This is a genomic window from Sulfuriferula sp. (assembly GCF_054605375.1).
In genome coordinates, this window is the sequence record NZ_JBTSEG010000016.1 from 51,116 (window position 1) to 74,354 (window position 23,239).

Here is a 23,239-nt window from a genome sequence, read left to right on the forward strand (position 1 = left end):
ATGATTTTTATAAAAAACACATGATCTCAAGCGCGGCGAGTATAATCCACGCAGTCTGCTCATAGTAAGCATAGATTGTTTGCTTCATTTTAACCACTGCACAATCAAGCATCCCGGAATCTCATGTCCTCACTTAAACAACAAGCGCTCGATTACCATCAATTTCCCAAACCCGGCAAACTTTCCGTTGAACCCTCCAAGCCCTGCGCGACCCAGCATGAGCTCTCGCTAGCCTATAGTCCCGGGGTAGCTGAACCGGTCCGCGAGATCGGCGCTGACCCTGAATTGGCCTATCGTTATACCAACAAAGGTAATCTGGTCGCGGTGATTACCGACGGTACGGCGATTCTGGGGTTGGGCAATCTGGGACCGTTGGCCGCCAAGCCGGTAATGGAAGGTAAGGGGGTGCTGTTCAAGCGTTTTGCCGGAATTGACGTATTCGATATTGAAATCAATGCGCCCAGCGTACAGGCATTTATTGATACCGTGGTGAATATTGCACCTACTTTCGGTGGTATCAATCTGGAAGACATCGCGGCGCCGCATTGTTTCGAGATCGAGCGGGCCTTATCCGAGCGGCTCGATATTCCGGTTTTCCATGATGACCAGCACGGTACGGCGGTGATCATCTGTGCCGGCCTGATCAACGCATTGCATGTACAGGGGAAAAAGCTGGCGGACGCAAGGATCGTTTGTCTGGGTGCCGGTGCGGCAGGTAACGCATCCTTGCGTTTGTTATTGGCCATGGGTGCGGACAAATCCAAATTGCTGGTAGTGGATAAGGTGGGTGTGTTGCATACAGGCATGACTGATTTGCCGCCACATCATGCTTTCTTTGCCGCAGATACGGATGCAAGGACACTGGCCGATGCGATGCAGGGCGCGGATGCCTTTATCGGTGTGTCAGCAGCCAATCTGGTAAGCCCGGCAATGATCAAGAGCATGGCGGACAAGCCGGTGGTATTTGCGCTGGCTAACCCGGACCCCGAGATTACCCCCGAGGCAGCTCATGCGGCGCGCGACGATCTCATTATGGCGACAGGGCGTTCTGATTACCCGAATCAGGTAAACAATATATTGGGTTTCCCATTCATTTTCCGCGGGGCGCTCGATGCCCGTGCCAAACGTATCACTCAAAAAATGTTGATTGCTGCAGTACAGGCGCTGATGGATTTGACGCGCGAGCCGGTACCGGCCGATGTACTGGCCATTTATGGGTTGACCGAATTGTCATTCGGACGCGACTATATCCTGCCCAAGCCATTCGATGCGCGATTGATTGAGCGTATCCCGCCCGCTGTCGTGAAAGCGGCAAAGGAGTAAAGCGGTGCGGCATCCGTCCCGGCCGGTTTACCTCAATCTGAGGAAAATTCACCTGCCTTTGCCGGGGTGGGTATCTATCCTGCAGCGCATGAGTGGCGCTGTTTTGTTTCTTGTCACGCCGCTGCTGCTGTACTTGCTGCAAGCTTCATTCGACATCGACGGCTACACACAATTGCGCGCATGGCTCCTCTTGCCGGTGGTCAAAGCACTGTTGACGCTATTGTTGTGGGGCTATTTGCAGCACCTGCTGGGCGGATTGCGCTTTTTGCTGCTGGATATCCATGTCGGCACAGACCTGGTGACAGCACGCAAACTGTCTGCAGTCACGCTATTGGCAAGCGGCTTGTTGACCCTGATGATTGCGGTCAAATGGTTATGGTAGGCGGTGCGTTGTCCATGTGGCTGGTGCAGCGAATAAGCGCCTTGCTGTTGGCGGTCTATTCGCTCTTTTTTCCGGTGTGGATTGCGCTGCATTGGCCGCTTGATTTTTCTGCCTGGCGCGGATTATTCATGCCTTTGCCTATACGGATAATGACATTGCTATTTGTGGCAGCGCTGGCGTTACATGCATGGGTGGGAATGCGCGATATTTTTATGGATTATGTACATTCATTTGGTTTACGTCTGGCTTTACATAGCGCAGCCTTGCTCTGGCTGGTAGTTTGCGTGATATGGGCAGGGGCTATTTTGTGGCGCTTGCCGTGATGCCGGCCAAGCGCAAATTCGATGCAGTCATCATTGGCGGGGGCGGAGCCGGGCTACGTGCTGCATTGCAATTATCCGGTTCCGGCTTGCAGGTGGCAGTGGTCTCGAAGGTATTCCCGACACGTTCGCATACCGTATCAGCGCAGGGCGGCATTACCGCCGCGCTGGGCAATGTCACCCCGGATAACTGGCACTGGCACATGTATGACACAGTCAAAGGCTCGGATTACCTGGGTGATCAGGACGCCATCGAATACATGTGCCGCCATGCTGCCGATGCGGTGATCGAACTGGAACACATGGGGCTGCCATTCTCGCGGCTGGATAATGGCCGTATCTACCAGCGGCCATTCGGTGGCCAGTCCATGAATTATGGGGGAGAGCAGGCTACGCGAACCTGCGCCGCCGCTGATCGCACCGGCCATGCATTGCTGCATACCCTGCACCAGCAGAATCTGAAGGCACGCACCCATTTCTTCGATGAATATTTTGCGCTTGATTTGTTGCGGGATGCCGGCGGTTATGTACTGGGCGTGACAACGCTGTGTATTGAAACCGGTGTCCCGCTGGTAATCGAGGCGCGTGCGACTTTGCTGGCAACGGGCGGGGCGGGTCGAGTTTTTCGCTACTCCACCAACGCTCATATCAATACCGGCGATGGACTGGGTATGGTATTGCGTGCAGGCCTTGCGCTACAGGATATGGAATTCTGGCAGTTCCACCCCACCGGCTTGCCCGGTTCAGGCAGCCTGATTTCAGAGGGGGTGCGTGGAGAAGGTGGCTATCTGGTCAATAACCAGGGCGAGCGTTTTATGGAACGTTATGCGCCGCATGCCAAAGACCTTGCCGGACGCGATGTGGTCGCACGTGCGGTTGCCCTGGAAATTCATGCCGGGCGTGGCTGCGGGCCGCAAGGCGATACCATACACCTCAAGCTCGACCATCTCGGCGCGGCGCTGATCAAAGACAAGCTTCCCGGCATTCGCGAACTGGCGATGCGTTTTGCCGGGGTCGATCCGATTGATGAACCTATTCCGATAGTGCCGACGGCACACTACATGATGGGTGGAATCCCCACCAATCTGCATGGTCAGGTGGTGATGCCGGCGCGTTTCGGCCCCGAAGAGCCGGTGCCCGGACTGTATGCCGTGGGTGAATGCGCCTGCGTTTCAGTGCATGGTGCCAATCGCCTGGGCGGTAACTCGCTGCTGGATCTGGTCGTGTTCGGCCGTGCCGCCGGCAACCACATCATCGAAACCCTGCGCGAAAACCCATTTCCGCGGCTGTTGCCGGAATCTGCTGCCGAAGTCGCTTTGGCACGTCTGGCGCGTTGGGATAAAACCGGCGCGGGCGAAAATGTAGCTGATCTGCGCCTGGCACTGCAAACATTGATGCAAAAACATTGCGGTGTATTCCGCACTGAAGCCTTGATTCGCGAAGGTATCGCAGCCCTGGATATACTGGAGACCAGGCTGGATAAGGCTTGTATTGCCGATCATGGGCAGATATTCAATACCGCCCGTATCGAGGCATTGGAGTTGGAGAATCTGTTTGGCGTAGCTCGCGCGACGCTGGTTTCCGCACTGACGCGGACTGAGAGCAGGGGTGCGCATGCGCGTGAGGATTACCCTCAACGCGATGACGATCACTGGCTTAAGCACACCTTGTACAGTCGTGAAAACGATCAGATCGATACCAAGCCGGTGCGCTTGAAACCGCTCACCGTGGAGCCGTTTTTACCCAGGGAGCGAAGCTACTGATGCGTTTCTCCATTTACCGTTACGATCCAGAGCAGGAAGCCAAGCCACGCATGCAGGCCTACGATCTGGATATCGAGCCGGCCGGTAACATGCTGCTGGATGCGCTGCTGCTGATCAAGGATACGCTGGACGGCACACTTACCTTGCGTCGTTCCTGCCGTGAAGGGGTATGTGGCTCGGATGGCATGAACATCAACGGCAGCAACGGTCTCGCCTGTATTACACCATTGCTTGATCTGAAGCAGCCGGTGGAAGTACGCCCGTTGCCGGGTTTGCCGGTGATACGTGACCTGGTGGTGGATATGACGCCACTCAATCAGCAGTATCGCTCGATCGAGCCCTGGCTCAAGAATGCCGATCCCGCGCCGGAAATCGAGCGGCTGCAAACCCCGCAACAGCGCGAGCAACTGGATGGTTTGGTAGAGTGCATCCAGTGCGGCTGCTGTTCTTCAGCATGCCCGTCGTTCTGGTGGAACCCGGACAAGTTTGTCGGACCAGCCGGGTTGCTGGCGGCTTATCGTTTCATTGCGGATAGCCGCGATCAGGATGGCAACCAGCGCCTGGACAATCTGCAAGACCCTTATCGCCTGTTTCGCTGTCATGGCATCATGAATTGTGTATCAGTGTGTCCAAAAGGGCTGAATCCTACGGCTGCAATTGGTAAAATGAAAACGCTGCTGGTCAAACGCGGCGCATGAGCGAGTTAAATCGACTGCACTGGCGTGCCCGACGCGGTATGCTTGAACTGGACATCCTGCTACTGGATTTTCTGGAACACACTTATCCTGCACTTTCATCCAGCATGCAGCATGCTTTCGGCACGCTTCTTGATCTGGACGATGGCGAGTTGTGGAACATGATCCAGACTAAACAGCCTGCGGGTTATCCCCTGCAAGCAGAAATTATTGAATGGTTGCAGAAAGGGAAGCAAAAAATGAAGGCTCCGACCAAAGTTACCCTCACTTTTGATAACGGTGCCAAACCCATCGAATTACCTGTGCTGGCCGGGAATTTGGGTCCGCGCGTGATTGATATCCGCAGTCTGGGAAAATCCGGTTACTTTACCTATGACCCGGGTTTTCAGGCGACAGCAAGCTGCAGTTCCAGCATCACCTACATTGATGGCGACAAGGGCTTGCTTTATTACCGTGGCTATCCAATCGAGCAATTGGCGCAGTATTCGGATTTCATAGAAGTGGCTTACCTGCTGCAATACGGGGAGTTGCCGAATGAGGCGCAGAAGCTACATTTTGATACCACCATGCGTCAGCACAGTATGCTGCACGATCAGATCAGCAATGTGTTCCGTGGTTTTCAACGTAATGCGCATCCCATGGCTGTGATGGTTGGGGTCGTGGGTGCATTGTCTGCGTTTTATCATGATTCACTGGATATCAGCGACCAGCGTCACCGCGAGATATCGGCTTTCCGCTTGCTGGCTAAAGTCCCTACCATTGCTGCCTGGAGCTACAAATACAACATAGGCCAGCCTTTCATGTATCCGCAAAACAAGCTCGGTTATGTGGAGAATTTCATGTACATGATGTTCGCTACACCGTGTGAGCCGTACTCTGCGAATCCGGTTCTGACGCGTGCGCTGGAACGTATCATGATTCTGCATGCCGACCATGAACAGAACGCCTCAACTTCGACAGTGCGACTGGCGGGTTCCTCCGGAGCGAATCCGTTTGCCTGTATCTCGGCAGGGATTGCTTCGCTGTGGGGACCTGCACATGGTGGTGCCAACGAGGCTGCATTGTCCATGCTGGAGGAAATTGGCGATGTTTCCCGTATTGGTGCTTATATCGAACGTGCCAAGGATAAAAGTAATTCATTCCGTCTAATGGGATTTGGTCATCGGATCTACAAAAATATGGACCCGCGGGCGGCCGTGATGCGTGATACATGTCATGAAGTGCTGAACGAACTTGGCCTCAATGATGACCCCTTGTTCAAGATTGCACTGAAACTGGAACAGATTGCACTGGAGGATGAATATTTCGTTGCCAAGAAACTTTATCCGAATGTGGATTTCTATTCCGGCATTGTATTGCGGGCGCTTGGTATTCCTACCAACATGTTTACTGCCATGTTTGCGTTGGCGCGTACCGCTGGCTGGGTGGCGCAATGGAATGAAATGATAGGCGACCCGGAAAACAAGATCGGGCGACCGCGTCAACTCTACGTAGGTGATGTGCGGCGCGATTATGTAGCGATGGATAAACGGTAGTCACATGGAACCGTGGCAGGAGCATGGTGTTCTGTTTTCCGGCAATGCGCCTTTGCTGGAGGCATTGTTCGATGCCTATCTGGCGGATCCGGACAGTATTCCGGCGCACTGGCGAGCCTGGTTCGATGCGCTACCGCCTGTCTCTGGTGCGAACCTGACCACGCCTACGCAATCCTCCAATACACCATGCGACTCACGTCAGGTGAGTGTATTGCAACTGATCAATGCATATCGCTTTCTCGGCGTGCGCCGTGCCGATCTGGATCCGCTCAAGCGGTTTTCCCTGCCGGAGGTCCCGGAACTTGATCCGTCACATTACGGCCTGACGCCGGAAGATAATAACAGGCTGTTTGATACGGGGTCGCTGGTAGCGCCTGCACAGGCTGCGCTGAGTGATATTTTGCGTATCTTGCGCCGCACCTATTGCGGTACGCTGGCGGCAGAATACATGTATCTGTCCGACAATACCCGCAAACGCTGGCTGCAGGCGCGGCTGGAGGGTTGTCTGGCCACCCCGCAGCTCGATACATCACAAAAAAAGCGCATCCTCGAAGGGCTCACCTCGGCCGAGACCCTGGAAAAATTCCTGCATACACGCTATGTAGGGCAAAAACGGTTTTCACTGGAAGGCGCTGAAACCTTGATTCCCATGCTGCATGGGGTAATCGAGGGTGCATCGCAACGCGGTGCACAGGAAATTGTGCTGGGTATGGCACATCGTGGACGGATCAATGTGCTGGTCAATGTATTGGGCAAGCCGTTGAATCAGATATTCGGCCCGGCGCAGGTCCATGTGGATGGCGCTTTGACAGGTGATGTGAAATATCACCAGGGATTTTCCACCGATGTGACAACCGGTAACGGAACAGTGCACCTGGCGCTTGCCTTCAATCCTTCCCATCTGGAAATCGTTCATCCGGTCGTGCGCGGTTCGGTGCGCGCGCGCCAGCAGCGTCGTGGCGACCACGATGGTACTGAAGTGGTACCGGTGATCCTGCATGGCGATGCTGCCTTCTCCGGTCAGGGCGTGGTAATGGAAAGCCTGAACATGTCGCAGACACGCGGCTTCAGCAATGGCGGTGGCATCCATATTGTCATCAACAATCAGATCGGCTTCACGACCTCGGATCCGCGCGATACACGCTCCTCACTGTACTGCACTGATGTGGCGAAAATGATCGAGGCACCGGTATTGCACGTCAATGCCGACGATCCTGAAGCGGCGCTGCTGGCAGTCGAGATTGCGCTCGATTACCGGCGTGAGTTTCATAAAAACATCATCATTGATCTGGTGTGCTTCCGCCGTCATGGTCATAACGAGCAGGATGAGCCGGCGGTAACGCAGCCGTTGATGTATCACAAGATATCGGAACATCCTGGCACACGTGCGCTGTATGCGGGCAAACTGGCTGGGGAAGCGGTCGTCACCGGGACCGAAGCGATGAATATGGTCGCAGCTTATCGGGAGCAACTGGAAACCGAAGAGCGCATCGTGCAACCCGCAGTATCATTATATAAACGGGCGTACGCAGCCAACTGGAAAGCCTATCGTGACATCGATTGGCAACATCCGGCCGAGACTGCCTTGCCTCTTGCACAATTGCAGGCGCTGGCGGAAACAATATATACGATCCCCGACGGTTTTACGCCGCATCCGCGCGTCGCCCGGATTCTTGGTGACCGGCGCGAGATGGCAAACGGAAATCTGCCACTTGACTGGGGCATGGCAGAAAATTTGGCCTACGCGAGCCTGTTGCGTGATGGATATCCGGTGCGTTTATCCGGCCAGGATAGTGGACGGGGCACGTTTTTCCACCGTCATGCGGTGCTCCACGATCAGCAACGTGAACGCTGGGATGCAGGCGAATATGTGCCACTGCAACATGTTTACCCGAATCAGCCGCATTTTGTGGTGATTGATTCTTTGCTGTCCGAGCTGGCGGTACTCGCATTTGAATACGGCTATGCGACAGCCGAGCCGGATGAACTGGTGATCTGGGAGGCTCAATTCGGCGATTTCGCCAATGGGGCGCAGGTAGTGATCGATCAATTCATTGCCAGTGGTGAAGCCAAATGGGGGCGGCTGTGCGGCCTTACGCTGCTGTTGCCGCATGGGCAGGAAGGGCAGGGGCCGGAACATTCATCGGCACGTCTCGAACGTTTCATGCAGCTGTGTGCCAACGATAATATTCAGGTGTGCCAACCGACCACTGCGGCGCAGATGTTTCATCTTATGCGTCGCCAGATGCTGCGCCCGTACCGCAAGCCGCTTGTCGTGATGACTCCGAAAAGCTTGTTGCGAGCCAAGTCGGCTGGATCGCCGCTGGCAGCGTTTACCAGCGGCGGATTCAGTGCCGTGATCGGGGCCGGCGCAGCAGTCAATGCCACCCGTGTACGCCGTGTGGTGGCATGCAGCGGCAAGCTTTACTTTGAATTGCTGGATGCTTTAAAGGCGCGCGATGTCACTGATATTGCGCTGGTGCGTATCGAGCAGCTTTATCCATTCCCGCGCGATGCGTTCAGTGCGGAAATGGCGCATTATCCGAATGCAACCGAGCTGGTATGGGCGCAGGAAGAACCTCAGAATCAGGGTGCGTGGTTTTCCATTCAGCATCACCTGCGCGAATGTATGGTCGCGACACAGAGCATGCGCTATGCCGGCAGACCCTTCGCTGCATCGCCTGCAGTAGGTTATCCTGAAGTGTTCGAAGCACAACGCAAAGCGTTGATAGACGAGGCCCTCCTATAAATGCTGATCGAAGTTAAAACACCCGAACTTTCCGATTCGATTACTGAAGGCACGCTGCTGGAATGGCACAAGCAACCCGGTGATGCGGTCATCCGTGATGAAACCCTGATCGATCTGGAAACCGACAAGGTCATACTTGAAATTTCCGCACCCGCTTCCGGCGTGCTGGTGGCGTTGCTGCGCGAGAATGGCGCCGTGGTGACGGCGGGGGAGGTGATCGCACACATTGAAAATGGCGAGACCGAGACCCTGGCACCCGACTTGTCTGTGGAGGTGCGAAAACAGAAGGTAACGGAGGATAAAGCAGAGACGGTCGTCGTGCCGGAAAAGCCCACGCCCGTTAAAGCTATTACGCAGCCAGTCGTACCGGAACCCATTGCGCAACGGCCTCCACAACCTGTCGTTGTCGATTCCCGTCCGGGGCGCAATGAACGTCGCGAGCCCATGAGTCGTCTACGCACCCGTATCGCCGAGCGCCTGCTGTCCGCACAACACAGCGCAGCTATTCTTACCACGTTCAATGAAGTGAACATGCAGCCGGTGATGGATCTGCGCGCTCGCTACAAGGATGATTTCCTGCGAGAACATGGCGTCAAGCTGGGGTTCATGTCTTTCTTTGCCAAAGCAGCGGTGCTGGCGTTGAAGCAGTTTCCCGTCGTCAACGCTTCGATTGATGGCAGCGAGATCGTGTACCACGATTATTATGATCTCGGTATCGCAGTTTCCACGACGCGCGGTTTAGTCGTGCCCGTTTTGCGCGATGCAGACTGCAAGGGCTTCGCCGAGATCGAGCGCGGTATTGGCGACTTTGCCCAACGTGCCGAAACTTTGCAATTAACCCTGGAAGAGCTCAGTGGCGGTACATTTTCGATCAGTAACGGCGGCGTATTTGGTTCGCTGCTTTCCACACCGATTCTGAATCCGCCCCAGTCGGCTATTCTGGGGATGCACAAAATTCAGGAACGTCCCATTGCCGAAAAAGGTCAGGTGATCATTCGTCCGATGATGTATCTGGCACTGTCCTATGACCACCGTCTGATTGATGGGCGTGATGCCGTGCAGTTCCTGGTGGAGATGAAAAACGCACTGGAAGATCCGGCGCGGTTGATGCTGGGTATCTGAGTACCAACGCCTGTCTAGACGTGCGCTATCAGTGCTGCTACACCAAGCGCAGATTCAAATCAGCAAAGTGGCGTTCTGCTGATAGTGTTTTTCGATTGCTCGGACCATGAGTGTGCGGAGTTCATTCAGTTGCTGGAGTTCTGCGGCATCCAGTTCACTGGTTAAAGGCAGCGCGTCCCAGTCACCATAGATGAAACCTGCCGGGCGACGATTGACTGTCAGGGGCAGGATGATAAAGCTGTGGGTCGTGGGCAGCGCATCGCGCCACCAGCGAGGAAGCTTGTTAATAAACATCTGGTCCCTGGCGTTTTTAACAACAACGATTTTATCGTTTGCCATGCCGGCGTGAAAAACGTCGGGTTGATAAGCGTCACTGAATACCAGGCGAGGAATGAGTTCCTGCATTTTGTCGCCAAATCCGGTGCGGGCAAAATATTTTCCTTCATTCCCGCTGCCGTTGCGCAGAAAAAAAATTGCGCGACTCAGACCCAGGCCCTGGTAGATGGTCTCCAGCGCCATGGTCAGGAGCTGATAAGCTGTCGCATTGTTGGATACGCCATGCATATCCGTTACGCTGCGCGTCAGAATCATGACGGCGTCGTGTGGTTTGCCGCTAGTGGCAGTGGTGATAGGCTCGGCCTTGGTTAGTCGCGATTTGGTGACATTGATAAACAGATTGTCCTGTTGAGCTGATTCCTGTGCTGTCTGGATGGCTGCAAACATTTCGGGTGTGTCCATCCCCAACATATCAGCGTAGCTGTTTGTTATTTTCTCAAGTGGATTAAGCCTGGTGCTGGTCTCATCGCACAGTACCTCCGCGCAGAGGGAAGACATGGTGGAGACGGCTCCCAGCCAGGCTGCATGATCGAGTGGTTCATCCACGGTATGCGGCAGTACATCCTGCATGCTGTCGATGAGTGTAGTTGGCAAGCCCCATTTCTGTCCCACCCAGCGACCAACCTCATCCAGCCCCATTCCCAGGGTATCGCGGGCCGCCTGTGTTTCATCAATGCCTTGTTGCTTACTGCGGGCCTGCACCAAAGCCCAATCCTCGGGCAGATAAAATGTCACCAACATGCGTCCCAGACTGTGAAGCATTGCACAGACAACTGCTTCCTCTGCATCGCGTGCACTGGCCGCGCCTGTAACTTGGCGTGCGATATGACTGGCCAGAACGGCTTTCTGCATTTCATTCCGGGTGCTCGCCGAGGCGGTGGATGCCTTGGCCAGGCCGTCAATCAGTTTGGAACTTAACGCCAGGTGACCTATTGATTCGGTACCCACAATGAGAACCGCTTTCGACACCGTATTGATGTCCTGGCCAAACACTGAATACATTGCACTATTGGCGAGCCGCAATACTTTTTGCGTTAATGCAGGATCGGATAATACGGTTTTTGTCATATTGAATTCGCGGTCATCCTCGCCGCGAATTGCGTTCATGATTGCACTGACCACATTGGAAAAGCCGGGCAAGTCACCGCGCTGCTTGATTCGCTTCCATAGTGTTTCCAGCGTTTTCTGCGGACTTTGTGTAGATGTCGTGCTCATCATTGTATTGAAATCTTTCATAGGGCGTCTGATGAATGGATGGCGGTAGCGGTAGCGTTAGCGGTTAATACCGCGATTGCCTCGCTTGGCAGCATGGGGTGACCAGTATGAAACCCCTGGATCAGGGCGCAGCCTTGCGCAGCAAGGAATTGTAACTGCTGTTCATCCTCAACGCCTTCAGCAACTGTCGTCAGGTTCAAGTGACCGGCCAGACTGATCACGACATCGCAAATTGCGGCATCTTTTACCGAGTGAGGCAAGTCCTTGACAAAGGCCCGGTCGATTTTCAGTGTGTTAATGGGAAAGCGTTTCAGATACGCCAGTGAAGAATAGCCGGTTCCAAAATCATCAATTGCGATCCCGACGCCGCGTGCCGCGATCTCGATCAGCAGGGTTTCGGCATACTCCGGATCGCTCATCAGGATACCTTCAGTAATTTCCAGCAGCAATTGATTACCCTGCAGGCTGGATAGTTTGATGGCTTCATCAAGGGTGGCAAGGAATTGATCGCTTCTGAATTGCCTGGGACTGACGTTGACGGACATATAGAGCCGGTGACCGGCTGCTTTTTCGAAGTGCTTGAGCTGAACGCAGGCAGCTTTAAGCACCCATGCGCCCAACAAATTAATCAGGCCGTTATTTTCCGCCATCGGGATGAATTGAAGTGGTGACATCAAACCTAGATCAGGGTGCATCCACCGCATAAGTGCTTCGAAACCCATGATCTGGCGCGTGTTTGCATCGACTACAGGTTGATAATGCAACAAGAATTCACCATTCTTGACTGCTTCAAACATCGCCGCTTCAATTGATACATCATGGACTGGCTTGGTGAATGTTTGAGGATCATAAAGCACGTAGCGAGCTTTGCCGGTTTCCTTTGCGCGATACAAGGCAATATCAGCATGCGCGAGCAACTTCACCTCATGATCCCCATGTTCCGGGTAGATGGCGACACCGATAGATGTGCTTACATACAGAACATGGCCCTGGATTTCAAAAGGGAGTTGAATGGAAGTGATCATGCGACGCGCGATAATCTGAATCTCGATTTCCGTTAGTGCGCTGGGTAGCACCGCGATGAATTCATCACCTCCTACACGTGCCAGCGTGTCGGTATCCCGCAATATTTCGCGTAGCCGCATTCCGGCCTCACGCAGTAAAACGTCTCCGACCGGGTGTCCCAACGCATCATTGATTTTTTTGAAGCCATCCAGATCCAGTGCCAGGACAGAAAAGCCTTGTCCGGTGCGCCTTGCTTGCGCCATCGCCATATTCAGGCGGTCGGAAAGCAGGGATCGATTGGGTAGTCCCGTCAATGAGTCATGAGTAGCAAGATGGCGCAAACTTTCCTCATTAGCCATTTGCTGCGCAATATTCTTGCCCACGGCAAGCAGTTCCGTATGGCCTTCTTCAGTCAAATATGCCGTCATCAGAAAGTCAAAGTAGAGTGCTGTTGTACTGGTTTTTATCCGGACATGTACTTGATTGTGCTGACGCGATTGAATGGCATGTTTTACTGCGGAGGAAATCACCCCATGTTCTTCAGGCACCACCAGATCGGATAACAATAAACCGGTGAGCAAGCCGTCAGGCTGGATCAAATCTATGGCGCGTTTGCTTGCAGAAAGAATCTCTCCTTCAGCGTTAAGCCGAAAAACCGCATCGCCCGCAGCTTCCATCAAATTCGCTAGCTGGATATCAAGGTTTGTGTGCAGCGGGGTATCGGGTATGTGAACCATGACAGAAACTAGTCTCCGGTTTAAATCAAGTCGAATGCAAGGGCATGTGCTGCGGCCGGCTATTCTCTTTTATAACGGCTCTTTGCCAGCCTTTTGTAGGGTATCCGCATATTATAAGCATGCTTGGAATTTGTAAGTAGTTGTAAATATATGTAAGACAAACTCTTACGCGAAATACCGAGCATGACCTATTTCCCGCCTTATTTCCAAGCTTCAGAATGGCTGCCACTGGGATTGTATATTGCAATCCAGTTTCCGACGGTTACTGTAAGGGGACTAAAATGACAGCGAACGACATAATGGCTGAAATCCGGGATGCCAACCTGAGCTATCTGATGCTTGCACAGCAGTTGATACGTTCAGACAAGGCCACAGCAATTTTTCGTCTGGGAATAGATAAAAATATCGCCGATCTTATTGCAGGTCTGAGTAATGCACAGATTCTCAAACTTGCCGGCACCAAGATGATGCTGGCACGTTTCCGTTTTGACGATAGCGCCATCCTCGGCATGCTGACTAATTACAACAAGGATCGAACTCTGGCGCAATCGCATGCTGCGATCCTGATGGCAGGCCAGCCAATAGAAGAAATCGCTTAAGCAGACAATCCGTTATTGCAAATAGTCAGGCCAGGGATATAAAAATGACCAAAAAAAGCGTAGTGACCGAATCGAATGAAATTCAGCTCGCCATCCAGCTGGTTAACCTTGGTGCGCGTTTGCAATTGCTTGAGTCGGAAACCTCATTATCCAGAGAGCGTCTGCTGAAGTTATATAAGGAGCTTAGGGGGATTTCGCCTCCGAAAGGCATGCTGCCGTTCTCCACCGACTGGTTCCTGACCTGGCAGCCCAATATTCATTCTTCCTTATTTATCAATATTCACCATTATCTTGTAGAACATGCCAATGTTCAGGGGATTGAAGCGGTAATGAAGGCCTATCAGCTTTATCTCGAGCAAGTACGCCCGGGTCAGGATGAGGAAGCGGTACTGTCACTTACCCGCGCCTGGACACTGGTGCGCTTTGTAAACCGGAAAATGCTCAAAACCACTGCTTGCTGCAAATGCGGAGGGCATTTCGTGGTGAACAGTCTGGATCTGCATGATGACTATGCCTGTGGGCTTTGTCATATGCCATCCCGGGCAGGAAAAACCAAAAAAGTCCGAGAAGATGCCGCAGCCGCATTAGCGCTTGCAGCCTGATTGATATAAAACCCGAACCAGGCTTGTAGCTGATCTCAGGAAGCAGGCGGGAAACATGGCGCGCTTGTTCCGATCTTCGTTCCAGGCACCTGCAGTGCAGGCGCTGATCATTCAATGTATTTCCTTCTTGCTGACCCTGCTGCTGATACGAAGTATCTGGATACTGGCCGACACGCAGGTCAGTATTGTCTTGGCGGCATTCCTGCAGGGAATGATAGCGGCAATACTTACTTTTTGGCGCCGTCTTGCACCTTGGTGGCTTCTTATCCAGCTGCTGTTTCCTGGCGCATTGATAGCCGCTCTTTCGCTATCTTTGCCGCCGGGAATTTTTCTCGCCTTGTTCATCTTCTTCCTTGGTCTGTACTGGACGGCGTTCCGCACCCAGGTTCCATTTTATCCATCCGGACCAGCTGCCTGGGAATCGGTTGCAGGTCTGATCCCTGCTGATCGGCCGATACGCTTGATCGATATCGGTAGCGGTCTGGGCGGGCTGGTGTTGAATCTTGCTGCACGCAGACCGGAAAGTGAATTTGCCGGGATCGAGTTGGCGCCGCTACCCTGGCTGGCAAGCTGGTTGCGGGCAAAAATAGGACGCAGTCGCGGACAGTTCATGCTTGGTGATTACATGCATCGGAATTTTGCACAATATGATGTGGTATTTGCCTATTTGTCGCCAGCAGCCATGCCTGCCTTGTGGGAAAAAGCCAGACGGGAAATGCGCTCCGGCACCTTGTTGATTAGCTATGAATTTTCCATACCGGATGTGGCTGCGGACATCCTGGTCATCCCTCAGGCAGATGGCCCAACCCTCTATGCCTGGCGTTTTTGATGGTGGGTTTCGGCACAGCTGGTAGCGCTCAAGTTCTTGTAGCACGAGTCGTAAACCTAAATGAACGCGGCATTCAGATTCCTGGCTGGTGAATCAGGTTACGGATAGTCAGCAATTTATAAAAAATCACATTATCAACGGAGTTTGGACGCGTGCTAGTTATTGTTGGATATATTGTAGTTTTAGCCTCTGTGTTTGGTGGGTTCGCACTGGCTGGTGGGCATCTGGCCGCGCTTTTGCAGCCTGTGGAACTGCTGATGATCGGCGGTGCTGCTACGGGGGCATTTCTGGTTGGCAATAATGCAAAATCCATCAGGGCGACACTCAAGGCATTACCCACCCTGGTAAAGGGATCCAAGTACACAAAAGCACTGTACATGGAACTGATGGCGCTACTGTATGAATTATTGAGCAAAGTGCGCAAAGAAGGTTTGATGTCGATAGAAGGAGACGTTGATAACCCTCATGAGAGCCCGATCTTCAGCAAATATCCGGCGATTCTTTCTGATCATCATATTATGGAATTCATGACCGATTATCTGCGTCTGATGGTGGCGGGGAATATGGACGCCTTCCAGATCGAGAATCTGATGGACAACGAGATCGAAACCCATCATCACGAGGGTGAGGTGCCCGTACACGCTATTGCAAAACTGGGCGATGGTATGCCTGCATTTGGTATCGTGGCAGCGGTTATGGGTGTTGTGCATACCATGGCATCAGTTGGATTGCCACCGGCGGAACTGGGTATCTTGATCGCCAACGCATTGGTCGGAACCTTCCTTGGCATCTTGCTCGCGTATGGATTCGTTGGGCCGCTTGCCAGTTTGCTGGAGCAGAAATTGCATGAATCCTCGAAAATGTTTCAATGCGTTAAAGTTACTTTACTTGCCAGTCTCAATGGCTATGCGCCGGCACTTGCGGTGGAGTTCGGTAGAAAAGTGTTGTTCTCAACCGAGCGTCCTACTTTCAGTGAACTGGAAGATCACGTCAAGCAAGCCAAATCCAAATAATCAGATAGCCCAGCAGGAACAGATATGGCCGAAGCAGTACCACGCCCGATAATCGTCAAGCGCATCAAAAAATCCCGGGGCAGCCATCATGGCGGCGCCTGGAAGATTGCCTATGCCGACTTTGTCACGGCGATGATGGCATTTTTTCTGTTGATGTGGTTGCTTGGTTCAACCACGAAAGGCGAGCTGCAAGGCATTGCGGAATATTTCCAGACGCCGCTGAAGGTGGCAATGGCAGGCGGGTCGGGTAGTGGTGATAGTTCCAGTGTCATTCAGGGTGGCGGCAAGGATTTGACCAGACAGATTGGCCAAATCAATAAAGCCGATAATCCGGCGCAGAAGAAAAGCTATGATCTGAAGGCCGCTCAAGCGGATCTTGACCGCCTTGATGCCTCCCGTTTAAAGGCGTTGAAGGGCCGCATCGAGGTGGCCATTGATGCCAACCCGACATTGAAGCAATTCAAAAAACAATTATTGATTGATATTACGACCGAGGGTCTGCGTATCCAGATCGTCGATGAAAAAAATCGGCCCATGTTTGCATTGTCCAAGGCTCAACTGGAGCCCTATACAAAGGAAATTCTCCACGATATCGGCCACACTTTAAATGATGTGCCCAATAAAATCAGTCTTTCCGGTCATACCGATGCATCGCCCTATTCGGGCGGTGGCGCAGGCTACAGTAATTGGGAACTGTCGGCGGATCGTGCCAACGCATCACGTCGCGAATTGATTGCGGGCGGCATGGATGAGAATAAAATATTGCGGGTGGTGGGACTTGCTTCGGCAGTTCCTCTCGACAGCAAGGATCCTTTCAATCCTATTAACCGGCGCATCAGCATCATTGTCATGAACAAGAAAACAGAAGATGCCATAGCCAGGGAGGCGGGCAATGTCACCGACGTTAACAGCGCGGCACAGGCGCAACAAAGTCTTTCGGGGGCGCAGCCCAACCCTGCCAAATAGTAATTCAAGGCTCGGTAGAAAATCCCCAAATGGATTTGGAGTGAGCGAAAGAAGCGCCGCTGGATTATGCCTCAGCGACATTTTATAGATAAGGCAACAAATCGTTGTTTTATTGGATAGTCAAAATTTGGCACATTTCAGCAAGCTGTTGTTCCGTCTCTTCAAATACCCGCAATGCTGTTTCCTGTCCTATACCAAGCCTGTCCCAGGCCGCAGTGGAAACAGGCGGGACCAGTTCCGCCTCTTCCATAGCCAGGTCAAGTGCATGCACGATTGCATCGGCAACATGTACCAGAGAGACCAGCGTACAGTGCTCAACTTGATCGGGTGCATGATGGCCACCAATGGCCAGTTGTATTTCCTGCGGTAATTTCCAGTATTCGGCCAATGCTTGACCTGCCATGGCGTGATCAATACCCAGTATGGTTTGTTCAGCCTGAAACAAGGTGCAATCATGCATTGCACGGTGAGTGAGTGCCGCCTGATTCTGTATGGGAAAATAGATCGCCAGGACCAGAATGCCAATATCGTGAAGCAAGCCTGCTGTAAACGCGAGTTCCTGATCCTGATGGAGTTGGCGTGCCAATGCTTTGGCACATACGGCCACAGAAATCGAATGATGCCAGTTCTTTTCGATTTTGCCTGCCAAGTCATGGTTGGCAATAAAGCCATTCGCTACAGATGCAGCGATCACCAGGGTGCGCATACTTTTCAGACCGAGAATTGCAAATGATTCCCGAACACTGGAGACTCTATGTGACATTCCGTAAAACGAGGAATTGGCCAGGCGCAGTGTGGTAGCAACCAATGCCGGGTCGCGGGCAAGTTTTTCGGCCAGCGTGTCAATGTCGACATCATCCTCTCCCATCGTGCTCAACAAATCAGCCACAATTTCCGGTAGAGGCGGCAGGCCCCGGATCGTTTTAACAACCTGGTTCATGGTTAATTTATTCACGGTCTTCATCCACACGATATTGAATGAGGTGACGAAGCAACAGGCCGTTTGCACCTGAAGTGCCAGCTATCCGAAAGAGCTTCGCTAGGCGCTGTCGCTGGAGGTCGTGGGTGGCACCCGCCTCGGCCTCGGTATGGATGGTCATCAGGACATGCAAATATTGTATCCTGCGACGACGCAGGATCATCAGGGTGGCTTCAGTGAGCGCTGTGCCGCGTGACAGCAACAGATTGCCTTCCGAATCGTTCAGGTTGTCTACCAGTATCATGCCGGCTACAGCCTTCTCCAGAGCGATTTGTTCGCGGACTGGATTCATGCGTTTATTTCCTGTTTTAACAGGGTAAGCACGCTGCCCTTGGAGATCGAATGCAAGCCCATGCGCTGACAAGAGATCTGATAGTGTTGTTGTTCGATCTGAATAGAAGGTGGGTCGTTTGCATCAACATCATGCGTTGTTTTGTGAAGGATGGGCATTATGTCGCGCGCGTTGCAGCCAAGTATCCCCCCGTGTGATGCGAACAGCGTTTCGGCAGCTGTATTGAGATAAACGATCACATGATCGTTGTCCAGACCCAATACAGGTAGCGGGATGTGCTCAAGCATTTCGGCCATGATGTCGCGCTGAGTTTGATCACGCCGGTTCTCTTGCTGTTGCTGGCCTCGGGTTTTTTCCAGCTTCAGATGGGCGCTCGCCAATGCCTGACTCAAGGTTTTTGTCTTGATATTCAGGCGCAGATTTTCCTGTTTGAATTCTTCGTGGAATTCATGGGCATAGCGCCGATTAATCTCGGACAAAACTTTGTGCCGAAAAGCGTCATCAATATGGCAGCGCAATTGCGGGTTATCCCATGGTTTGATGATGATTTTATGGATCAAGCCCTGAGTGTCTTCATCAATGATTGACTGATTTTCGTCGATGTCGGACAGGATGACCCGTATGACTTCAGGGTACATTTTCATGACTCTGTTGAATAGTTCCATTCCGCCCATACCGGGCATGATCCCCCCGGATACCATGACATCAATTTCGCTTTGGGCGAGCACCATCAAGGCTTCTTCCCCGCTGCATGCAGTCATGATCCGATAATTGTTCCGGCATAGCAGTTGTTGTAACGCAGCCAGAATTACGCAATCCGCATTCACCAGCAGCAGTGTTCGCACAGATTTTTTCTGAACCAGAATATTCTCTGGAAGTTGTCTTTTTTCATTCAGCAAAGCCGTTATTTTTATAAATGGGAGCGGATGGCTAAAATAGTAACCCTGCATTTCGTCACATTGATGACGGCGTAAAAATTGACATTGGGCTTCAGTTTCGACACCTTCGGCGACGACGCGTATACCGAGGCTGTGGGCCATGGAGATGATGGCTTTTGATATCGCAGCATCATCCGAATCGGTAATGATGTCCCGAACGAAGGAGCGGTCTATTTTGACCCGGTCGAACGGGAAACGCTTCAAATAGCTGAGCGAGGAATAACCTGTCCCGAAGTCGTCGAGGGCAAGATCTACGCCCAGCGCCTTGAGCTGGCGGAGTGTAGCTTCACTCGAAACGGTGTCTTGCATCAACACTGTTTCGGTGATTTCCAGAGACAACATGCCGGGGTCAATGCGATATTCGGAGAGCACATGCTCAATACGGTCAGCCAGTTTCGGGTCACGGAATTGCCTGGGCGAAACGTTTACCGCAACCTGGAATCCGGTCAGGCCATTGTCAGTCCAGGTACGCATATCCTGACAGGCTTTGCGCAATACCCATTCACTAATACTGGCGATCAGGGTTGATTCTTCGGCAATGGGGATAAACCGCACAGGCGATACCATGCCGAACTGGGGATGTTGCCAGCGTACCAGTGTTTCCAAACCGGTTACCTGACCTGTGCCCAGGTTTACCAACGGCTGGTAATGCAGGAGTAATTCGTCGTTGGATATGGCCGATCGCAAGGCTTCATCCAGGGTGATGCGTTCCAGCATGCGCTCGTTCATTTCCCTGGAAAAGAACTGGAAGTGGTTACGGCCGCGATCTTTTGCCTGGTACAAGGCCATGTCGGCATACTTGAAAAGAGTTTCTGCATCCCGGCCATCCTGAGGATAGAGCGCAATACCGATGCTGCAGGTAACGTGGAAACTATGACCCTGTATGGAAAATGGATTGGCGATGGTCTGTAATATTTTTTCGCAAATCGATGCGACGTGATGCATTTGATCAATATTTTGTAGCACCAGCACGAATTCATCGCCACCGTGCCGGGATACCGTATCACCCTCCCTTACGCAGGAACGTAGTCGTTCAGCCACGTCGAGCAACATTCGATCACCCTCGGCATGCCCAAGACTGTCATTAATCAGCTTGAAATGATCCAGGTCGAGAAATAGCAGCGCTACGCTACCTTCGCTACGGTCGGTTTGCGCAATAGCCTGTTGCAGACGATCTTTGAGCAGGTTGCGGTTGGGTAGCCCGGTCAATGCGTCGTGGGTGGATTGATAAGCAAGTCGCTCCTCGTCGCGCTTATGCTCGGAAATGTCGGTTTGTACACCGATGAAACACGTAATTCCGTCAGCGTCATCAAATACCGGGGAGATGTGTAATTTACTCCACACTTCGACCCCATCCTGACATTGGCTACTCAGTACGAGTTGTGTCTCGCTGTTGCGGTTCAGCGCGTCGCAGAGCGTAGCGATTTTCTCGGCATCGAGAAGCTTGCCAAGTAAATGAACAAAATTGAGCCCCCTGATTTCTTCTATCGCATGACCAGTGATGCGACAAAATGCCTCATTGGCAAAAATGATCGGGGTGGCCCCGGTTGTCGCGTCCAGGATAACAATGCCATTTCCGGAACACGCCAACGCGCGGCAGCTGATCTGCAGCAGGGTATCGAGCTGACGATGATTGCCAGGATTGAGCCTCATTGGCCCATGCCCGGATCATCGTGAAGCACATTTTCGGCATTGAAGCCTGTTTTGTCTTTCAATCTGTCAGACATATATGACCTGTTGTTTTTGCTGGTTCAGCTTCCTGTGTCCGGTGTTTATTCACACCAGGCCATTCCCTCGGCATTGACACAGGCCGACTCCCGTTCATCGGCATCTATTCGCAAACTCTTTAGCAATATTTACGCCGATTAATATTTCAATTACGTGCCTTCAATGAAATACGGGGGAATTTAGGTCCTTATTCCTCCGATGGAGCCAACAACTTATAGCCAATAATCGTAGCTGTGTGATCCGTCGATGCGTCATGTTGAACGCGCAATGGCCCCATCAGAAGGAATTAGGCGATGTCTGAAGACAGCGATCTCGAGAAAACCGAATCAGCCACACCACAGCGACTGGAAAAAGCGCGTGAGGACGGCAATGTCCCGCGTTCACGCGAGCTCGCCACCTTCACCATACTGATGGCTGCCGGAAGCGGCATCTGGTTTTCGGGAGATAAATTGATTCGCCAGCTGGAAAGCACATTGGTTTCCGGCCTGAGTTTTGAGCGCACGATGGCTTTTGATGCATCCGCGCTTTTCATGCACATTGGCGCGAGCCTGCGCGATCTTTTACTGGTGTTTGCGCCGATAGCCTTACTTTTGATTATTGTTGCCCTGATCACGCCGGCCCTGATTGGCGGCTGGTTGTTCAGTACCAAATCGCTGCAACCGAATTTTGGACGCATGAATCCTGTCAAGGGATTGGGTAATCTGGTTTCTTCCAATGCGGCTGTGGAATTCGGCAAGGCAATAGCCAAGACCATTCTGGTAGGCGTGGTGGCCGGGTTTGTCATCTGGGGCCAAAAAGATGCGGTTCTGGCACTTAGCCTGGAATCCCTTCAGGATGGTAGCGCACACCTTGCCAGTCTGCTGTGGATCAGTTTTATCACGGTGGCCAGTGCCCTGGGCGTGATTGTCATGATTGATGCGCCCTATCAGATATGGCATCACGCGAATAAATTGAAGATGACACGGCAGGAAGTTCGTCAGGAAGCCAAAGAAACCGATGGCGATCCGCAAATCAAGGCAAAAATTCGCGCGCAGCAGCGTGAAATGGCGCGTCGCCGCATGATGTCCGAAGTGCCCACGGCGGACGTGGTGGTGACCAACCCGACCCACTACGCGGTGGCCCTTAAATATTTGGACGGTATGATGCGTGCCCCCACAGTGGTGGCTAAAGGTGCGGATGAGGTGGCTGCGAAGATACGGGAATTGGCTGGCGCAAATAATGTGCCCCTGCTGGAGGCGCCGCCACTGGCGCGAGCGCTATACCGGCATGCTGAGCTGGGCGATGAAATTCCGGAAGCACTATATACGGCAGTAGCGGAAGTGCTGGCTTATGTATTCCAGTTGCGTACTTACCGGCAGCAGGGTGGCGTACGCCCGGATATCCCCGGCGACCTTGATGTCCCCCCGCAACTTGATCCGTTAAACGAGGCGGCGCAATCCTCGGATCATAATGGAGCCATGCAATGAATGGCCTGAAGCTGCCCGGATGGTTGACTGCTGCAGGTGGCGCCACCATGGTTGCGCCGATGATCATCATCATCATGCTGGCCATGATGGTTTTGCCGTTACCCACCTTCGCGCTTGATATTTTTTTCAGTTTCAATATTGCACTTGCCATTATCGTATTGCTAACCAGCTTGTATACGGTAAAGCCGCTGGACTTCATCGTCTTTCCGACAGTTTTGCTGGTCAGCACCATGCTGCGCCTTTCGCTGAACGTGGCCTCAACACGTATCGTCCTCACCGAAGGACACACTGGACCTGCTGCTGCCGGTAAAGTGATCGAGGCATTCGGACATTTTCTGATTGGCGGCAATTATGCTGTCGGTATCGTGGTTTTCATCATTTTGACCATCATCAACTTCATGGTTGTCACCAAGGGTGCCGGGCGTATCGCGGAAGTCGGCGCACGCTTTACCCTGGATGCCATGCCAGGCAAGCAGATGGCTATTGATGCCGATTTGAATGCCGGTCTGATCGGTGAGCAGGATGCGCGCCAGCGCCGTACCGAAGTCGCCCAGGAAGCCGAGTTTTACGGCGCGATGGACGGTGCCAGCAAATATGTGCGCGGCGATGCAGTGGCCGGAATCATGGTGACGGTGATCAATATCA

The 23,239-nt window shown here is 52.8% G+C and carries 20 protein-coding genes; 15 read left to right on the top strand and 5 right to left on the bottom strand.

Features of this window, described 5'->3' with window-relative positions; all coding sequences use genetic code 11:
* Window positions 1-123: 123 nt before the first annotated feature.
* Genes ACYCZJ_RS10350 through sucB form a run of 8 tightly spaced genes read left to right on the top strand, consistent with a single transcriptional unit; the run spans window position 124 to window position 9,889 of the window.
* Window positions 124-1,323, top strand: a complete 1,200-nt coding sequence (locus ACYCZJ_RS10350) for a malic enzyme-like NAD(P)-binding protein (protein ID WP_461554138.1) — start codon at window positions 124-126, stop codon at window positions 1,321-1,323.
* Window positions 1,324-1,327: 4 nt separating this feature from the next.
* A complete protein-coding gene (gene sdhC, locus ACYCZJ_RS10355; protein WP_461554139.1) occupies window positions 1,328-1,705 on the top strand; it encodes a succinate dehydrogenase, cytochrome b556 subunit in 378 nt (125 codons plus the stop codon).
* The gene (gene sdhD, locus ACYCZJ_RS10360; RefSeq protein ID WP_461554140.1) at window positions 1,693-2,028 is read left to right on the top strand and encodes a succinate dehydrogenase, hydrophobic membrane anchor protein; all 336 of its coding nucleotides are present in this window, start codon (window positions 1,693-1,695) and stop codon (window positions 2,026-2,028) included. The genes sdhC and sdhD overlap by 13 nt, the downstream gene beginning before the upstream one ends.
* Window positions 2,028-3,788 carry a succinate dehydrogenase flavoprotein subunit gene (gene sdhA / locus ACYCZJ_RS10365; RefSeq protein WP_461554161.1) on the top strand — a complete coding sequence of 587 codons (1,761 nt, stop codon included), beginning with the start codon at window positions 2,028-2,030 and terminating at the stop codon, window positions 3,786-3,788. Before sdhD ends, sdhA begins: the two co-directional genes overlap by 1 nt.
* Window positions 3,788-4,486, top strand: coding sequence for a succinate dehydrogenase iron-sulfur subunit (locus tag ACYCZJ_RS10370; RefSeq protein WP_461554141.1), 699 nt, complete (start codon window positions 3,788-3,790; stop codon window positions 4,484-4,486). The genes sdhA and ACYCZJ_RS10370 overlap by 1 nt, the downstream gene beginning before the upstream one ends.
* Window positions 4,483-6,018, top strand: a complete 1,536-nt coding sequence (gltA, locus tag ACYCZJ_RS10375; RefSeq protein ID WP_461554142.1) for a citrate synthase — start codon at window positions 4,483-4,485, stop codon at window positions 6,016-6,018. Before ACYCZJ_RS10370 ends, gltA begins: the two co-directional genes overlap by 4 nt.
* A gap of 4 nt (window positions 6,019-6,022) precedes the next feature.
* Window positions 6,023-8,767, top strand: a complete 2,745-nt coding sequence (locus ACYCZJ_RS10380; RefSeq protein ID WP_461554143.1) for a 2-oxoglutarate dehydrogenase E1 component — start codon at window positions 6,023-6,025, stop codon at window positions 8,765-8,767.
* Entirely contained in the window at window positions 8,768-9,889 is a 1,122-nt protein-coding gene (gene sucB / locus ACYCZJ_RS10385) for a dihydrolipoyllysine-residue succinyltransferase (protein ID WP_461554144.1), read from the top strand.
* A gap of 54 nt (window positions 9,890-9,943) precedes the next feature.
* Here sucB and ACYCZJ_RS10390 read toward each other — a convergent pair whose 3' ends face one another.
* The gene (locus tag ACYCZJ_RS10390) at window positions 9,944-11,443 is read right to left on the bottom strand and encodes an HDOD domain-containing protein (protein WP_461554145.1); all 1,500 of its coding nucleotides are present in this window, start codon (window positions 11,441-11,443) and stop codon (window positions 9,944-9,946) included.
* Between the two features lie 14 nt (window positions 11,444-11,457).
* On the bottom strand, window positions 11,458-13,182 hold the full coding sequence (locus ACYCZJ_RS10395; RefSeq protein WP_461554146.1) for a putative bifunctional diguanylate cyclase/phosphodiesterase: 1,725 nt from the start codon (window positions 13,180-13,182) through the stop codon (window positions 11,458-11,460).
* Window positions 13,183-13,463: 281 nt separating this feature from the next.
* Between ACYCZJ_RS10395 and flhD the strand changes: the two genes are divergently transcribed.
* The 5 genes from flhD to motB all read left to right on the top strand — a co-directional run bounded on the left by flhD (window position 13,464) and on the right by motB (window position 17,191).
* Window positions 13,464-13,781: a flagellar transcriptional regulator FlhD gene (flhD, locus tag ACYCZJ_RS10400; protein WP_461554147.1), complete on the top strand. Its 318-nt coding sequence runs from the start codon at window positions 13,464-13,466 to the stop codon at window positions 13,779-13,781.
* A gap of 44 nt (window positions 13,782-13,825) precedes the next feature.
* A complete protein-coding gene (gene flhC, locus ACYCZJ_RS10405; RefSeq protein WP_461554148.1) occupies window positions 13,826-14,383 on the top strand; it encodes a flagellar transcriptional regulator FlhC in 558 nt (185 codons plus the stop codon).
* A 55-nt stretch (window positions 14,384-14,438) separates the two neighbouring features.
* The gene (locus tag ACYCZJ_RS10410; RefSeq protein WP_461554149.1) at window positions 14,439-15,212 is read left to right on the top strand and encodes a class I SAM-dependent methyltransferase; all 774 of its coding nucleotides are present in this window, start codon (window positions 14,439-14,441) and stop codon (window positions 15,210-15,212) included.
* 152 nt (window positions 15,213-15,364) lie between these two features.
* Window positions 15,365-16,225: a flagellar motor stator protein MotA gene (gene motA / locus ACYCZJ_RS10415; protein WP_461554150.1), complete on the top strand. Its 861-nt coding sequence runs from the start codon at window positions 15,365-15,367 to the stop codon at window positions 16,223-16,225.
* A 24-nt stretch (window positions 16,226-16,249) separates the two neighbouring features.
* Window positions 16,250-17,191 carry a flagellar motor protein MotB gene (gene motB / locus ACYCZJ_RS10420; RefSeq protein WP_461554151.1) on the top strand — a complete coding sequence of 314 codons (942 nt, stop codon included), beginning with the start codon at window positions 16,250-16,252 and terminating at the stop codon, window positions 17,189-17,191.
* A gap of 109 nt (window positions 17,192-17,300) precedes the next feature.
* Here the strand turns inward: motB and ACYCZJ_RS10425 are convergent, their stop codons facing one another.
* Genes ACYCZJ_RS10425 through ACYCZJ_RS10435 form a run of 3 tightly spaced genes read right to left on the bottom strand, consistent with a single transcriptional unit; the run spans window position 17,301 to window position 21,053 of the window.
* Entirely contained in the window at window positions 17,301-18,146 is an 846-nt protein-coding gene (locus tag ACYCZJ_RS10425) for an HDOD domain-containing protein (protein WP_461554152.1), read from the bottom strand.
* Complete coding sequence (locus ACYCZJ_RS10430) at window positions 18,139-18,462, bottom strand: hypothetical protein (protein ID WP_461554153.1); 324 nt, start codon at window positions 18,460-18,462, stop codon at window positions 18,139-18,141. Before ACYCZJ_RS10430 ends, ACYCZJ_RS10425 begins: the two co-directional genes overlap by 8 nt.
* Complete coding sequence (locus tag ACYCZJ_RS10435) at window positions 18,459-21,053, bottom strand: EAL domain-containing protein (RefSeq protein ID WP_461554154.1); 2,595 nt, start codon at window positions 21,051-21,053, stop codon at window positions 18,459-18,461. The genes ACYCZJ_RS10430 and ACYCZJ_RS10435 overlap by 4 nt, the downstream gene beginning before the upstream one ends.
* A gap of 368 nt (window positions 21,054-21,421) precedes the next feature.
* Between ACYCZJ_RS10435 and flhB the strand changes: the two genes are divergently transcribed.
* Window positions 21,422-22,594 carry a flagellar biosynthesis protein FlhB gene (gene flhB, locus ACYCZJ_RS10440; protein ID WP_461554155.1) on the top strand — a complete coding sequence of 391 codons (1,173 nt, stop codon included), beginning with the start codon at window positions 21,422-21,424 and terminating at the stop codon, window positions 22,592-22,594.
* Window positions 22,591-23,239, top strand: a 649-nt coding sequence (locus tag ACYCZJ_RS10445; protein ID WP_461554156.1) for an FHIPEP family type III secretion protein, incomplete at its 3' end; no start/stop codon positions are given. The genes flhB and ACYCZJ_RS10445, both read left to right, overlap by 4 nt.

Excerpts from the sequence above, each read along its gene's own strand:
- gltA (WP_461554142.1), top strand. The coding sequence starts at position 4,483 with ATGAGCGAGTTAAATCGACTGCACTGGCGTGCCCGACGCGGTATGCTT.
- sucB (WP_461554144.1), top strand. The coding sequence starts at position 8,768 with ATGCTGATCGAAGTTAAAACACCCGAACTTTCCGATTCGATTACTGAA.
- flhC (WP_461554148.1), top strand. The coding sequence starts at position 13,826 with ATGACCAAAAAAAGCGTAGTGACCGAATCGAATGAAATTCAGCTCGCC.
- ACYCZJ_RS10370 (WP_461554141.1), top strand. The coding sequence starts at position 3,788 with ATGCGTTTCTCCATTTACCGTTACGATCCAGAGCAGGAAGCCAAGCCA.
- ACYCZJ_RS10390 (WP_461554145.1), bottom strand. The coding sequence starts at position 11,443 with ATGATGAGCACGACATCTACACAAAGTCCGCAGAAAACGCTGGAAACA.
- ACYCZJ_RS10435 (WP_461554154.1), bottom strand. The coding sequence starts at position 21,053 with ATGAGGCTCAATCCTGGCAATCATCGTCAGCTCGATACCCTGCTGCAG.
- motB (WP_461554151.1), top strand. The coding sequence starts at position 16,250 with ATGGCCGAAGCAGTACCACGCCCGATAATCGTCAAGCGCATCAAAAAA.
- sdhA (WP_461554161.1), top strand. The coding sequence starts at position 2,028 with ATGCCGGCCAAGCGCAAATTCGATGCAGTCATCATTGGCGGGGGCGGA.
- ACYCZJ_RS10430 (WP_461554153.1), bottom strand. The coding sequence starts at position 18,462 with ATGAATCCAGTCCGCGAACAAATCGCTCTGGAGAAGGCTGTAGCCGGC.
- ACYCZJ_RS10350 (WP_461554138.1), top strand. The coding sequence starts at position 124 with ATGTCCTCACTTAAACAACAAGCGCTCGATTACCATCAATTTCCCAAA.
- ACYCZJ_RS10380 (WP_461554143.1), top strand. The coding sequence starts at position 6,023 with ATGGAACCGTGGCAGGAGCATGGTGTTCTGTTTTCCGGCAATGCGCCT.
- ACYCZJ_RS10410 (WP_461554149.1), top strand. The coding sequence starts at position 14,439 with ATGGCGCGCTTGTTCCGATCTTCGTTCCAGGCACCTGCAGTGCAGGCG.
- sdhD (WP_461554140.1), top strand. The coding sequence starts at position 1,693 with ATGGTTATGGTAGGCGGTGCGTTGTCCATGTGGCTGGTGCAGCGAATA.
- flhD (WP_461554147.1), top strand. The coding sequence starts at position 13,464 with ATGACAGCGAACGACATAATGGCTGAAATCCGGGATGCCAACCTGAGC.
- ACYCZJ_RS10395 (WP_461554146.1), bottom strand. The coding sequence starts at position 13,182 with ATGGTTCACATACCCGATACCCCGCTGCACACAAACCTTGATATCCAG.
- flhB (WP_461554155.1), top strand. The coding sequence starts at position 21,422 with ATGTCTGAAGACAGCGATCTCGAGAAAACCGAATCAGCCACACCACAG.